10 protein-coding genes are annotated in these 14794 nt (G+C 53.5%); 3 read left to right on the top strand and 7 right to left on the bottom strand.

Annotation, left to right across the window (positions count from 1 at the left end):
- The first annotated feature begins 412 nt into the window (after positions 1-412).
- The 3 genes from LPA02S_RS07440 to LPA02S_RS07450 all read left to right on the top strand — a co-directional run bounded on the left by LPA02S_RS07440 (position 413) and on the right by LPA02S_RS07450 (position 2732).
- Positions 413-613: a CsbD family protein gene (locus LPA02S_RS07440; protein ID WP_054651830.1), complete on the top strand. Its 201-nt coding sequence runs from the start codon at positions 413-415 to the stop codon at positions 611-613.
- 20 nt (positions 614-633) lie between these two features.
- Entirely contained in the window at positions 634-813 is a 180-nt protein-coding gene (locus tag LPA02S_RS07445) for a hypothetical protein (RefSeq protein WP_054651832.1), read from the top strand.
- Positions 814-1094: 281 nt separating this feature from the next.
- Complete coding sequence (locus tag LPA02S_RS07450) at positions 1095-2732, top strand: peptide ABC transporter substrate-binding protein (RefSeq protein WP_054651834.1); 1638 nt, start codon at positions 1095-1097, stop codon at positions 2730-2732.
- Between the two features lie 91 nt (positions 2733-2823).
- Here the strand turns inward: LPA02S_RS07450 and carB are convergent, their stop codons facing one another.
- The 7 genes from carB to budA all read right to left on the bottom strand — a co-directional run bounded on the left by carB (position 2824) and on the right by budA (position 14307).
- The gene (gene carB / locus LPA02S_RS07455) at positions 2824-6000 is read right to left on the bottom strand and encodes a carbamoyl-phosphate synthase large subunit (protein WP_056956392.1); all 3177 of its coding nucleotides are present in this window, start codon (positions 5998-6000) and stop codon (positions 2824-2826) included.
- 469 nt (positions 6001-6469) lie between these two features.
- Complete coding sequence (locus LPA02S_RS07460) at positions 6470-7567, bottom strand: carbamoyl phosphate synthase small subunit (RefSeq protein WP_056956393.1); 1098 nt, start codon at positions 7565-7567, stop codon at positions 6470-6472.
- Entirely contained in the window at positions 7564-8862 is a 1299-nt protein-coding gene (pyrC, locus tag LPA02S_RS07465; protein ID WP_056956394.1) for a dihydroorotase, read from the bottom strand. The genes LPA02S_RS07460 and pyrC overlap by 4 nt, the downstream gene beginning before the upstream one ends.
- On the bottom strand, positions 8862-9779 hold the full coding sequence (locus LPA02S_RS07470; RefSeq protein ID WP_156302072.1) for an aspartate carbamoyltransferase catalytic subunit: 918 nt from the start codon (positions 9777-9779) through the stop codon (positions 8862-8864). The genes pyrC and LPA02S_RS07470 overlap by 1 nt, the downstream gene beginning before the upstream one ends.
- Before the next feature lie 421 nt (positions 9780-10200).
- Positions 10201-10737, bottom strand: a complete 537-nt coding sequence (gene pyrR, locus LPA02S_RS07475; protein ID WP_056956395.1) for a bifunctional pyr operon transcriptional regulator/uracil phosphoribosyltransferase PyrR — start codon at positions 10735-10737, stop codon at positions 10201-10203.
- A 749-nt stretch (positions 10738-11486) separates the two neighbouring features.
- Positions 11487-13325 carry a translation elongation factor 4 gene (lepA, locus tag LPA02S_RS07480; protein ID WP_056956396.1) on the bottom strand — a complete coding sequence of 613 codons (1839 nt, stop codon included), beginning with the start codon at positions 13323-13325 and terminating at the stop codon, positions 11487-11489.
- A gap of 262 nt (positions 13326-13587) precedes the next feature.
- Positions 13588-14307: an acetolactate decarboxylase gene (budA, locus tag LPA02S_RS07485; RefSeq protein ID WP_054649821.1), complete on the bottom strand. Its 720-nt coding sequence runs from the start codon at positions 14305-14307 to the stop codon at positions 13588-13590.
- Between the last annotated feature and the right edge of the window lie 487 nt (positions 14308-14794).

A 14794-nucleotide genomic window follows, 5' to 3' on the forward strand; every position in this document is an offset into this window, starting at 1 on the left:
CTCAACCGGAACCGCCACGTCAGTTCGACCTGCCAATAGCAACCTCCAATCTGGCACCGCATTAATCCCAGACAATCTTTAAATTTCGCCAAAACCGCCCAACATCTGTGGGAATCCGTAAATTTAACCACCAAATTAAATTATTTTTGAAATTTGTCAAGCCAAACAATCGTTATCATTATGTAACAATAATATCGCTACAAACCCTACCCTAGTATAAAAAATCCAAGCACACCAAGCGTTAACGCGGAAGTCGTAGCTGACTTTCGAGCATATTGTCCCACCTTAATTACATTACGTACGTTCTGACTCAACCTTTGCAACCGTTTCCGCTCCAGCACAAAAAATCAAGGCTATTAATTACCTTATACGCTCCCCTATAATTAAGTTATACAAGAAAGGAGGTGACCACATGGACGCGAAGGAAGCTAAGGACAAGGTGGCCGGTACCGTTAAGGAGCAGGCCGGTAAGTTGACTGGCAACGAAACCCTCGAGGCCAAAGGTAAAGCACAAAAGTTACGTGGTAAGGCACGTGAAAAGGCTGATGACCTCAAGGAAAAAGGTGCTAAGAAGCTGAACGACACCGTTGACAAGGTCACTGACGACCACTAGCACAATGGAGGTGTCACAATATGACTGACAAGGATCATGCACGTGACCAACCAGACCCTACCCCTAGGGCCGGCAACACGCATAACCACGCTCCAGCATTTCGGGCTCAGGATCATCTACGCCACACTGAGGGTAAACGTAAGGCCAAGTTTGACCGACACGTCCCCGTTGGCGGCAACCAGGAACGTGATCGGCCTTGAAAATATTGCGGCGGGTTAGTGTACTCCATCCCTAGTAACTACTAACCACTAATAACAATGTGTCTCCCCAAAGACACCATTCTTCTTTACGCGTACGCCCCAACGTACGCGTATTTTATTGGCCAGACACTCGATAATAACTTGCCATACACAATCTGTGGCAACATCCCCCCGTAAGCCGTTACATTATTTTCGTTTTACCAGTGCCGACACCGTCTGAATAAGGTATTCTTATTCTATAAATCAATTCACAATTCAAACATTCTGGGGGCAATATACATATGAAGAAGCAGTATCTAGTCGCGGGAATCACTTTGCTTACGTCAGCACTCATGTTGACCGCCTGCGGGCAGAAGTCCACCCAATCTGGACAAGCAAAGACGCAGACGGTCAGCCGGATGGTTAAGGACGTCTTGACATCAATGGATCCGGCCCAAGCGCCCGATAACGTCTCCATGCAGACCCTGACCGACACCATGGCCGGGTTGTACCGGTACCACGGCAACAAACTGCAGCCCGATATGGCTGCGCGCAGAGCAACTATTTCGGCCGACCAGAAAACTTATACTTTCCACCTCCGCAAGAACGCCCGGTGGAGCGATGGCAAGCGCGTCACAGCCAACGACTTCGTTTACTCGTGGCGCCGAACGGTCGATCCTGCGACCAAGTCCGAGTACGCGTACGTTTTTAGCGGCATCAAAAACGCCGATGCCATTACGGCTGGCACCGCGAAGCCCGATTCGCTAGGTGTGACCGCCGTGAACGCCACTACCTTCAAAGTCACGTTGGATCACGTCATCCCCTACTTTGAATCGCTAGTGACCCTGAATGTCTTTGACCCCGTTGAAGAGAGTGCCGTTAGGAAGGCGGGCAGTCAGTTCGGTACCAAGTCCTCCACCCTCACGTTCAACGGTCCCTACCGTCTAACCAAATGGAGTAACGCTAACAACAGCTGGACGGAGACCAAAAATCCCGACTACTGGAACGCTAAGAATGTACACGTTAAACGTATTAACGTGCAGGTAGTGAAGGATACGTCAACCGCGGTGAACCTGTTCCAGGCGGGTAAACTTGACGACGCCATTATTTCCGGCGACACCGCAACGCAGATGGTTAACGATAAGGCGTACAATACCGTGAAATTACAGCGCTCATACTTCATCGAAATGAACCAGAGCAAGGTACCCGCATTGCGAAACCAAAAGGTCCGCGAAGCCTTGTCGTTGGCGATTAACCGCACACAGTACTTAAAGAAGGTCCTCAGCGATGGTTCCTCCCGCATTAATACGGTCGTACCAGTCGGCTTATTTACGAACAGCCAAACCGGCAAAGACTTTGCGACCACTTCAGGTAAAGCTGTGAGTGGTTATACGCAATATGATCTCGCCAAGGCCAAGCGGCTGATGAAGGCTGGACTCAAAGAGGCCGGTATCTCGAAGTTCAGTTTCACCCTCACTTCTGACGACACGGATGCGGGTAAAAACACGTTAGAGTACCTGCAGGGCGCGTGGACCAAGGCGTTCCCCCAAGTCACCGTGAATGCCAAAACGGTGCCCGCAAAAACACGACTCGACTTGGGTCGCAAACACAACTTTGACGTCCTCCTCGCCACCTGGGGCGCAGACTTTCCGGACGCCATCACCTACCTCGACCTGTTCACGACCAACAACGCTAATAACGACGGTCAGTGGTCCAACCAGGAATACGACCGCCTCATTGCCGCCTCTAAAACCACGGACGTGACGAGCGTCAGTCGTCGTTGGCAGGACTTAACCCAGGCCAACCAAATTCTGACACGGAATATGGGTATTATTCCACTTTATCAATCCGGTGAGGCGCACCTCACTAACACCAGCATCCAGGGGCTACACTATAGCCCGAATAACCTAGTTGATTTTGTCGGTGTCACTAACAAATAACGGTAAACAGGCCCGGCTGCCTGCGGAACTTCCCCGTCACATTCACGAGGATAATTCCGCAGGCAGCCGGGCCTGTTTTGCGGTAGCACGTTTATAGGGCACGGGTTGTAAAGGTCTGCGATTCCTTCACGTGCAAAATTGCGTCTGCGGTGTCGATTGCGGTCAACAGCGGCGTGCCGTGTAGCACCGCGGCCTCCCGAATACGGAAGGCATCCGCGGCGGCATCATGATTGGTGCCCACGGTATTAATCACTACCTGAACGTCGCCACGGATAATGCGCGCCAGGATATCGTCCTCACCGGCACCAATTTTTGCAACCGCACCCACGGTTAACCCGTGATCCGCAAAGTAGCGTGCCGTGCCAGCGGTCGCCTGTAAGGAAAATCCGAGTGCGCGGAACCGTCGTGCCAAGTCCAATGCCTCTGACTTTTGTGAATCTGCGATGGTAAACAACACCTGACCGTGATCAGGTATATCCAGTTTAGCCGCAGCAAAGGCCTTATACAGTGCTTTGTCCATCGTCTCGTCACTGCCCATGACCTCACCAGTGGACTTCATCTCCGGTCCCAGCAAGCTGTCCACACCAGCGAGTTTGTTGAACGAAAATACTGGCGCCTTGACGTGCACCAGGCCGGCAGCTGGCTGCAGTCCAGGCTGATACCCTTGATCACGAATACTGGTGCCTAGAATGGCCCGCGTGGCTACTTGTGCCATCGGAATACCGGTCACCTTGCTCAAAAACGGTACAGTGCGGCTAGCCCGCGGATTCACTTCGATGACGTCCACCTCTTCGTCGTGCACGATGAACTGAATGTTCATCATCCCCACGGTGTGTAAGCGTTCTGCCAGCTCCGTCCCCCAACGACAAATTTGGTCAATGACCGCGGCACTGAAATTCTGTGGTGGGTACACGGCCATGGAGTCACCTGAGTGCACGCCCGCCCGTTCAATATGTTCCATAATGCCGGGAATTAGGACGTCGTGTCCGTCAGCAATAACGTCGATCTCACATTCCCTTCCGGCCTGGTAGTGGTCGACCAGTACCGGGTGGTCGTGCGATACTTGCACCGCCGTCTGCATGTAGCGCGTTAATTCCGCATCGTTATTAACAATTTCCATCGCGCGACCGCCAAGCACGTAGCTTGGTCGAATCAAAGCGGGATAGCCGATGCGGTGCGCAATCGTCAGTGCTTCATCGGCGGTAGTCGCGGTGGCACCCGCGGGCTGGGGAATGCCTAGCGACCGCACAATCTGGTCGAACTCATCCCGATCCTCTGCCCGGTCTAAATCAGCAACCGTTGTGCCCAGAATGCGCACGCCGGCCTTGGCCAAAGGTGCGGCCAGATTAATGGCCGTCTGCCCGCCGAACTGAACGATGACCCCCATAGGTTGTTCCAAATCGACCACGTTGAGGACGTCCTCAACGGTTAACGGCTCAAAGTATAGCTTATCAGCCGTCGAAAAATCGGTGGACACCGTCTCCGGGTTGTTGTTCATGATGATGGCCTCATAACCGGCTTTCTGAATTGCCCGTACCGAGTGCACAGTTGCGTAGTCAAACTCCACCCCTTGGCCGATACGGATGGGCCCGGAGCCCAAGACGAGGACGGATTGACGGCCGTCTGGACGACTTTCGTTCTCATCTTCATAAGTCGAATAAAAGTATGGTGTAGTGGATGCAAACTCCGCCGCACACGTGTCGACCATTTTGTAAACCGGCACGATGCCGGCATCCTGCCGTTGCTGGCGCACGTCTGCGGCATCAATTCCCCATAACTGGCCAATCTCCCAATCGGTGAAACCGTTGCGCTTGGCCGTCCACAACGCGTCTTGGTCACCCTGGTGATCCCGTAGTAAGGTTTCCAGTTCGACAATGTGCGCGACTTTGTCCACGAAAAATTCATCAATGCCCGTTAATTCGCTCAGTTCGGGGATGCTGTAACCGCGGCGCAACGCGGTAGCGAGATAAAACAACCGGTTATCCCGCGCATGAATGAGCTGGTCCGCCAGTTCATCCTCCGCAACGTCGGCAATGGCAGGGTCATTTAAGTGTGGGAGCCCAATTTCTAGCGAACGGACCGATTTAAGGAGGGACTCTTCAAAGTTGCGGCCGATCCCCATGACCTCACCGGTCGCCTTCATCTGCGTCCCTAAACGCCGGTTGGCTTGCGTAAACTTATCGAACGGCCACCGCGGTATTTTAGTCACCACGTAATCCAACGCCGGCTCAAATTCCGCGTAGGTAGTCTCCGTGACGGGATTTTTGATTTCGTCGAGGCAGAGTCCGACCGCAATCTTGGCCGCAATTTTGGCAATGGGGTACCCCGTTGCTTTGGAAGCTAACGCGGATGAACGTGACACACGCGGATTCACCTCGATGATGTTGTACGCCTCACTTTGCGGATCCAACGCCAACTGGACGTTACACCCGCCTTCGATGTGGAGCGCCTGAATAATCCGTAGTGACGCATCCCGGAGCATCTGGTTTTCGCGGTCCGTCAGCGTCTGTACTGGCGCGGTCACAATGGAATCGCCCGTATGGATGCCCACGGGGTCGATATTTTCCATGTTGCAGACCACCAGGGCGTTGCCAGCGTGGTCGCGCATGACCTCGTATTCAATTTCCTTGTGGCCGGCAATACTCTTCTCAATAAGCGCCTGCGTAATCGGTGATAACTTCAACGCGTTCGCGCAGATTTCCGTTAATTGGGCAGGGGTATCGCACATCCCCCCGCCCGTGCCGCCCATCGTGAACGCGGGACGCACAATAACGGGATAACCAATTTGTTGTGCAAAGTCGAGTGCCGCCTGCACCGTCGATACCGTCTGAGACGCGGGGATAGGTTCGCCCAGCTGTTGCATTAACTCTTTGAACTGTTCGCGGTCCTCCGCCTGGTCGATGGCTGCCAACTTTGTGCCCAACAATTCGATGCCCAGTTCATCCAGGATGCCGGATTTGCTCAACTCCATGGCCATGTTGAGACCCTGTTGTCCGCCCAAAGTGGGGAGGATGGCATCGGGCAACTCTTTCCGCAAAATTTGACTCACAAACTCCAGCGTAATCGGCTCGATATAAACGTGATCAGCAACCTCTTTATCCGTCATAATCGTCGCGGGATTGGAGTTCACCAGCACCGTTTCGTACCCTTCCTCCCGCAATGATAAGCAGGCCTGTGTGCCCGAATAATCAAACTCGGCCGCCTGCCCAATGATGATGGGGCCGGAACCGATGACCATAATTTTGTGAATATCTGTACGCTTTGGCATTGGGTAACTCCTTTTCTGTTAAATGGTCTATGGTGCTGTGGGCATTGATAATAGTTAGTGTGGTAACGAGGACGCGCGTACCCGCGCGGCAATGAAAGCCGGGGTGGAGCGAGACCTGATTTGGAAAATGCAGCTACCCTCTCACGCTACCTGTGGTTATTGAAACGGCTGCGCAGGCCAGAAAGATAGGCGTAACCGGGTCTAGTAACAAAGCATTTTGAACGCTACCTGGTTTGGGAATGCTACTACGCTCCCATGCTGCTGTCAGGTATTGAAATGGGCTACACAAGGCAGAAAACGCCGGTTAACCCAGTCCAGTAGCAAAACATTTTGGGGCGCCACCTGATTTGGAAATGCTACTACGCTCCCTCACTACATGTGCTTATTGAAACGGGCTGCGCAGGCCATAAAGCGACGCATAAGGTACTCAAACCCAAAGGCCAAACCCGGGCCTTTCGGTCTGAGTACCTTATGCTCTGCTTTCTAAACGGCCTGCTCCGCCCTCTCCGCCCTCTACCATCCTCTCAAACTCATCAAAACACCCCACCGCATCATGCGGCCCCGGCGTCGCATCTGGGTGAAATTGTACCGAAAACGCCGGCAATTCCCTGTGCCTCAGCCCCTCTACCGTTCCATCATTAATCTCCACGTACGTCTGCAACAACGGTGTCCCCTCTAACGACGCCTTGTCCACCGCATAACCATGGTTCTGCGCCGTAAAGAATGTCTGTCCCGTAGCCACCTCCCGCACCGGATGGTTGAACCCCCGGTGCCCAAACCGTAACTTACTCGTCTTTGCACCATTCGCCAACGCGAACAGTTGGTGCCCCAGACAAATGCCCATCAACGGGACCCGCGCCGCCTGCACCGCCCGAATCATCGGTAACGCATACGGCACATCCTTTGGATCACCAGGGCCGTTCGACAACAACACACCGTCAGGATGTAAGCTCAAAATCATGCCCGCATCCGTTGTCGGTGGCACCACCGTCACCTGCAACTGGCGGGCCGCCAACTCACGGAGAATGCTGTCCTTGAACCCAAAGTCAACCACAACAATCCGCTTACCAGTGTTTGGGCTGTTGTACGCCTGCTTGATTGACACCCGCTGCACCTGATTGCGCGGTAAATCCATCGCTTGGAGGTGGGACACACTGTCCGCATGCACCTCATTCGTCAGCATCCCCTTCATCGCACCCTCTTCACGCAGAATCCGGGTTAACCGCCGCGTATCCACTCCACTGATGCCCGGAATGCCGTGCTGGCGCAGAAAATCATCCAAACTTTGCTCGTTATGCCAGTGACTGGCCCGGCGCGCTACCTCGCGGACAACCACGCCTTGGCAACTCGGACTGATGGCCTCGTTGGTCGCCACGTTCATCCCGTAATTGCCAATCAACGGGTAGGTGAAAGTAATGATTTGACCGGCATACGAAGGGTCGGTAATCGTTTCCTGATAGCCGGTCATCCCCGTGTTAAACACGACCTCACCGGCGGTCGTTGCCTGCGCGCCAAAGGCCTCCCCAGTCAGCACGGTACCATCCTCAAGAATCAAATAACGTTTCAAGATTGTACCCCTTCCTTTATGTACACCACCTTACCGGCAACAATCGTCGCAACGGTGGCGCCGTAAACGTGCCAGCCCACGAACGGCGAGTTATGCCCCTTTGAATAAAAATCGTCCGCGTTAATTACCGCCTCATGTTCCGTATCAAACACCGCGAGGTCTGCCGGTGCCCCGGGCAATAATTGCCCTACCGGCAGGTTAAACGCTGCAGCCGGCGCACTACTCATCCAGTGCACCAGTTGTGCCAAAGTAAACCGCGCATCTTTGCCCCGCACAAAGTGGGTATATAGCGTGCTAAACGCCGTTTCACTGCCCACGATACCATTGGGGGCGTCAACCAGCCCCCGGGCCTTCTCCGCTGCAGTGTGCGGCGCGTGGTCGGTCGCGATACAATCAATCGTACCGTCCAGCAACCCGGCAATTAGCGCCTGTCGGTCCCGTTCTGTACGCAAAGGTGGATTCATTTTGTAGTTCACAGCCTCGGGGCCATCCGGAATCATACTATCGGTCAACAGTAGGTGGTGCGGCGTAACTTCTGCGGTCACGTTGACCCCCGCCGCTTTGGCCCGCCGGATTAGGTCGACACTAGTTGCGGTTGATACGTGACACACGTGGTAATGGACGCCGGTAGCCTGAGCCAGAGCTAGGTCACGGGCTAACTGGGCTGTTTCCACCACGTGGTAAACGCCGGGCACGCCCAGCTCCTTGGCCCGGAGCCCCGCATTCAAAATGCCACCGTTTTTCAGGCCATCATCCTCGACGTGCGCTGCTAAGGGCAAGCCCGCTTGTGCCGCGCCACGCATGGCCGCGTACATGGTGGCCGCGTCCTGAACCCCACTCCCGTCGTTAGATACGGCAAAGGCTCCCGCCTGGGCAACCGCCTCAAAGTCGACTAGCTGACCGGCAGTGCGGTTGCGGGTAATGCTAGCGTATTGGTAGACGCGCACGTGCCCCTCGCGACAATTACGTCCGCGAATAGCAGCAATGCCGTCCGCGTCGTCTGGGACTGGCACCACGTTTGGCATCGCACCCACCGTGGTAAAACCACCGTGGGCCGCCGCCATGGTACCGGTGCTGATGGTCTCCTTTTCGGTTTCACCAGGGTCCCTGAGGTGGACGTGAAGGTCTACTAAGCCCGGAGTAACAACTTTGCCCGTGCAGTCCAAAACTTCGTCCGTTGGTCCGACAGGCAGATGGTCGCCCAAAGCAGCGATCCGTCCGCCCTCGATGCGCACATCCACGTTGAGCTCCCTGTCGCCCAAAATTCCGCGGCCGTTCTGTAGTATGTATGCCATTATTCAATTCCTCCCAGCTGGTTTGCCCGCAATACTGACTCAATCATCGCCATCCGCATAAATACACCGTTGCGCATCTGCTGGACGTAACGCGATTGGCGACCCTGCACCAAGTCGCTGGCTAATTCGACGCCGCGGTTTACCGGGCCCGGATGCATAATAATCGCCCGTTGCTGCATTAGCGCGGCGCGCCCATGAGTTAAACCGTAGTGCTCATGGTACGCGTCCGCGCTAAACCCGGTGGTGGCGTGTCGTTCGTGCTGAACGCGGAGCAACATGACCACGTCGACAGTTGGCAGTACAGCGTCCAGATCCGTATAGGTACCCAATCGGTCAAAGTCGTGGCTGTACCAGTCTTCTGGGCCGGCAAAGAATACGTGGGCGCCAAGGCGTTGCAGAATCTCTGCGTTGGAGCGGGCCACCCGTGAGTGGGCGATGTCCCCGCAGATAACGATGCGTAGTCCAGCAAAGTGGCCGAACTCCTCGCTAATCGTCATCAGGTCCAGCAGGCTTTGGGAGGGGTGTTCGCCGGAACCGTCCCCGGCGTTAATCAACGCCAGCCCCAAATCGCCGCCTTCAACTAATGGCTCGTAATAGCGATCTTCCGGGTGCCGAACTACTGCCAGGTCAACACCGAGCGCGTCCAGCGTCAACAGCGTGTCGTGTAACGATTCACCTTTGCTAACGGAACTTGCCGCCGGGTTGAACGCAATTTGTGTCAGACCCAACTTGGTCTCGGCCATCTCAAAACTAGTGTGCGTCCGCGTACTGTTTTCAAAGAAGGCGTTGACGACGTACACCGGTTCGGCCAATCGCAATTGGGCGCCGTGCTTATACTCTTCGGCGCGCTGGATGAGCGCCAACGCCTCGTCCTGGTCGACGTCTAACATGTTGGTAAAGTTGCGCTGTTTGGTCATCATGATATGTGTTCCTCCGTGTGGGTGGCGGTGATTAGCGGGTTCGGGATGAGGTGCTGGGTTAAGCGAGCGTGCAATGCAGAAATCTGCGTGTAACCCGCTGCGGCAAGGAAGCCGTTCCAACCGTTGCCCGGGTGTGGGAATCACGCTACTCGTACTTATTGAAACGGGCTGCGCAAGGCAGAAAGCGACGCATAAGGCACTCAAACCCAAAGGCCAAACCCGGGCCTTTCGGTCTGAGTACCTTATGCTCTGCTTTCTAACCGCCTTGCTCCGCCCTCTGCCTTCTAAACGGCCTGCTCCGCTCTCTAAAAAAGGCGCCCCCTCATCTCGAGAGTGCGCCAATGTAGTTCCGGCTGCGCTAAACAGCCACCACCACAATTCTGGCTCTCTCTGGAGTCAATTAAATTGTCTGGATCAACTAAATCTGTTCAATTGTAATGCCGTCGTGCCCGTCCACCTCTTCCACGGCCACCGAAATCTGTTCCTTGGTCGAGGTCGGCACATTCTTACCAACAATATCTGCCCTAATCGGCAATTCCCGGTGTCCGCGGTCAACGAGTACCGCCAACATAATCCGCTGGGGCCGGCCCTGTGCTACCAAGGCGTCCATCGCTGCCCGTGCGGTGCGACCCGTGAACAACACGTCATCGATCAGGACCACCGTCTTGTCGTCAATGTTAACCGGCAAATTTGCACCATTCACCGTAGCTTGATCTCGGTGCCCAATTTCGTGGTGATCGTCACGGTACAACGTGATATCCAAAGTTCCCACTGGTACCTTTTGACCCTCAAGTTGCTCAATCCGTTTGGCCACCCGCTGTGCTAAATAGATACCGCGGGTCTTGATTCCAACTAATACGGTGTCCTGCAGGCCCTTATTTTTTTCGATGATTTCGTAGGTCATGCGCGTCAGCACTCGTTGCATGCCCAACGCGTCAACTAATTGTTTAGTCATCACTACCTCCTCCATTTTTGGTATAAAGCCAAGCCACAAAAAAATACCTACCACCGTGAGGATGATAGGTACTCTGCGTCCAATGTTGACGCCGATTCCTTTGCAGCCTCACGGGACTGTTTTTAAAGGACTTGTTTAATTGAGTTAAGGATAGCGGTTTTACTTGCCAAAAGCAAGGGGCATCACCAGACAATCGATTTTGTCGTTCTAGTAATCTTTTTTGCGCAAACATAACAGTTCTCGTTACGGTCACAAGCACTCGTTCCAAACGATTTGAGTGGTTGAATATCATTTGGTATAATCAACCTGTGAAAAAGGAGCCACCGGGATGGACCCCCAGTGACCCCGACACAGTCTGGATGACTTTTGGTGGGCTAACCCTTGTGGTTAGCTTTTTTTATTTGCTGATATGCACGGGCAAACCAATAGGCTGCTCGTGCCACAATCAGCAAAGCAATGGCCGCTTGGACCATCACGTCCCCTCCAGTCGTTCCAATTTAGCATGGCTACACCTCCAGTCCAAATGATTTGTGAAGGGTGTGTGCCACCTAAAACTGCTAGGCAACGACGAGAGCTACCCGTATGGTGTGACCATAGTTAAGAGTATATCTTATCTCTGTCAGTAAATAAATCTTATTAGTATTGGCTAAAAAATGGACAGCCGTAGATAGCTGCCCAGTTAAAAGTAACGCTGATAACCATGCTGATGTTTATAGCTTTGCTTCCGAAAGTCCGCGCACTCACAACGCCTATTTTCCGCGTGTATTCTCGTCCTTAACCTTCAAAAGTGACATGAACGCTTCCTGCGGGACATCGACTGAGCCCACGGCCTTCATCCGCTTTTTACCCCGCTTCTGCTTGTCCAGCAACTTGGCGCGCCGGTCGGGGTCACCCGTGTGTATCCGGGCGGTTACGTCCTTGCGGTAAGCCTTGACCGTTGAGCGGGCAATTACCTTTGTTCCGAGCGCCGCCTGAATTGGCACATCAAACATCTGCCGCGGGATTGTTTCCTTGAGTTGGGCAACCACGCCACGGCCACGTTCGTACGCAAAGTCGCGGTGCACAATCGTACTGAGGGCATCAACGGGATCACCATTGAGCAGAATGTCCATTTTAACCAGGTCACTTTCCCGGTAACCAATCAGGTCGTAATCTAAGCTTGCGTAACCCTTGGTGCTACTTTTCAGGTCGTCAAAGAAATCGTAGATAATTTCGGATAATGGCATGTCGTACACCACGCTCACCCGGTACTTATCCAGGTAGTCCATGGTCACAAAGTCGCCCCGCTTGCGTTGGCAAAGTTCCATCACCGGCCCAACGTAATCGTTTGGCACCATGATTTGCGCCTTCACGTAGGGTTCCTGGATTTCTTTGACTTCACTCGCGTCCGGCATAGCCGCCGGATTGTCGATTGTTTCCTCGGAACCATCCGTGCGCATAATGTGATAGTCCACTGATGGTGCGGTCATAATTAGATCAAGGTTAAATTCACGTTCCAGCCGCTCCTGCACCACGTCCATGTGCAACAACCCCAGAAAACCGACACGGAAACCAAATCCGAGCGCCTGACTGTTTTCGGGTTCAAACTCCAAGGACGCGTCATTCAGCTGCAGTTTTTCGAGCGCTTCGCGTAAATCCCCAAACTTGGCGTTATCCACCGGGAAGACCCCAGAGTAAACCATCGGCTGAATCTGACGGTATCCTTTGAGGGCGTGCTCGGCCGGTCGGTCCGCCAGCGTCACCGTATCACCAACCCGCGTGTCCTGAATAGTTTTAATTGCAGCCGTAATGTAACCCACGTCCCCTGCCATCAGGGCGTCCCGCTTAACGGACTTTGGCGACATTACACCCACTTCTGTTACTTCGAAGGTTTTGCCATTACTCATCAATTGGATGCGATCGCCCACTTTCACCGATCCGTCGTGCACCCGCACGTTGAGCACCACACCCCGGTAAGCATCATAGACAGAATCAAAAATCAACGCCTTGAGCGGAGCCTCAACGTCACCAGTCGGTGCGGGAATATCCGTCACGATGTGCTCGAGAATATTTTCCACGCCCAGGCCGGTCTTCGCACTCGCCATCAGTGCGTCGTCGCCGTCCAAGCCAATCATCTCTTCCAATTCCTCGCGCACCATGTCGGGCTGCGCACTCGGCAGGTCCACTTTGTTAATAATGGGTACGATCTCCAGGTCGTCGTCCAAAGCCAGGTAAGTGTTCGCCAGCGTTTGGGCCTGAACCCCCTGGGAAGCATCAACCAATAGTAAGGCACCCTCACACGCGGCCAAGCTACGGCTAACTTCGTAGGTGAAGTCCACGTGCCCCGGAGTATCGATGAGGTGAAAAATATAGTCTTCGCCATCCTGAGCATGGTAGGTCAGTTCCACCGCGTTCAGCTTGATGGTAATTCCCCGCTCCCGTTCCAGCGGCATATCATCCAGTACCTGCGCCTGCATATCGCGCTCGGAGACCGTATCCGTTAATTCCAGAATTCGGTCCGCCAACGTACTCTTGCCGTGGTCAATGTGCGCAATAATGGAAAAATTACGAATGTGTTTTTGACGCTCACGCATTTCGTCGAAGTTCATTAATTAGTTCCCGCTTTCTGTTCAAGTACATCACTGATGACCATTATACCAAAGATAGTGCAGCCACGGGTGGTCCGGGGATTAGCCGCGACATACAATGTTAGGTTACCGGGCAAAGTTGTCGCGATATTCTCTAGCAAATTGGCCGGCCAAAACAATCGTCAATCTGATTATACCTAAGTTTTAAGCATTTAAAACTACAAATTAAAGCAGCACGAGCCGCGCCAGATAGGCAACGATTCGTACTGCTGCTTTGATTAACTTAATTTTCGGCCTGATTAATATCCCGGAGCACTTCATCAGTATTAAACTGCTCTTGACGAAATTGTTCGTTACCCGTAGGCAAATGTAGCTGCAGGTCAGTGAATTCTTGCAAGTACAAAGTCGCCCTGCGTACCTTTGCATCCAATACATGACCGCCAAAGGTCGGCTCGTCGTCTAAGAAATGCAGGTGGAAACCTGGGGACGTAGCCCCACCATAGATTGCCGGGGAATAATATCCCGACAACGTCCCTGCAATGTCCGTAGCGTTAAACACCGACTGGGCTTTAGCAGTCTCGGCCAGGGTGCCAAAAGGCGGCTGCTGGGTACCACGAACAGCTCGCGTCTGTACTTGGTCAAACTCCCCCACCAACCGAACAGCGTAGAACACATTACTCGTGCCCATCACTTGCAGAATCGTCGCCTTGATTCCAGCAAAGTTTTGGTCGGTAATTTTACCAACGGCACGATCGTCCTGGTAGTGAACGTTTGCGAACGGTACCTGCTCTTCTGGACCAACAATCCGGACATGGCCATCCGCATTTACCTGGTAGACCTGACCCGCACGCATGATTAATTCACCATCAAGCCCGGTTAACGTTCCGATACCTGTATCGCCGTGATGCATGAGTTCACCAATGGTCTGCGTACCGGCAAGTAAGCCTGGAACAAGTAAGGCTAAAGTTCCGTGCTGATATAAGGTTTGCGTATTCTTGGACACTGTTGACACTTCTTTCTTTGATGTGGTTGGTATTGGAATGGGTATATTAGGGTACTATTCGCAAAAGGCAAGTGCGAACGGGTTCTGCATGGGGAAAGCCGCTGTCCTCCACGGTACATGTGCTTATTGAGATTAACTGCGCAGGCCAGAAGACGCCACATAAGTTACTACCACTAAAAGGCCAAAAACGAGTTCGTTCCCTTACCGGTAAATACTACGGCGCTCCCGCGTTAGTTGTGCGTTTTAAAACGAGCTGCGCAGGCCAGAAGACGCCGCATAAGCAACTCCAACCAAAAGGCCAAAACCGGGTCCGTTTCTTTGGCGGTAAATGCTACGGTGCTCCCGCGTTAGTCGTACTTATTTAAACGAGCTGCGCAGGCCAGAAAGTGACGCATAAGCTACTAACACCAAAAGGCCAAGTGCGGGCCTTTCGGTGTTAGTAACTTATGCTCTGCTTTCTAAACGGCCTGCTCCGCTCTCTGCCTCT

Origin of the sequence: Lacticaseibacillus pantheris DSM 15945 = JCM 12539 = NBRC 106106 (assembly GCF_001591865.1) — a bacterium.
Classification (GTDB): Bacteria; Bacillota; Bacilli; order Lactobacillales; family Lactobacillaceae; genus Lacticaseibacillus; species Lacticaseibacillus pantheris.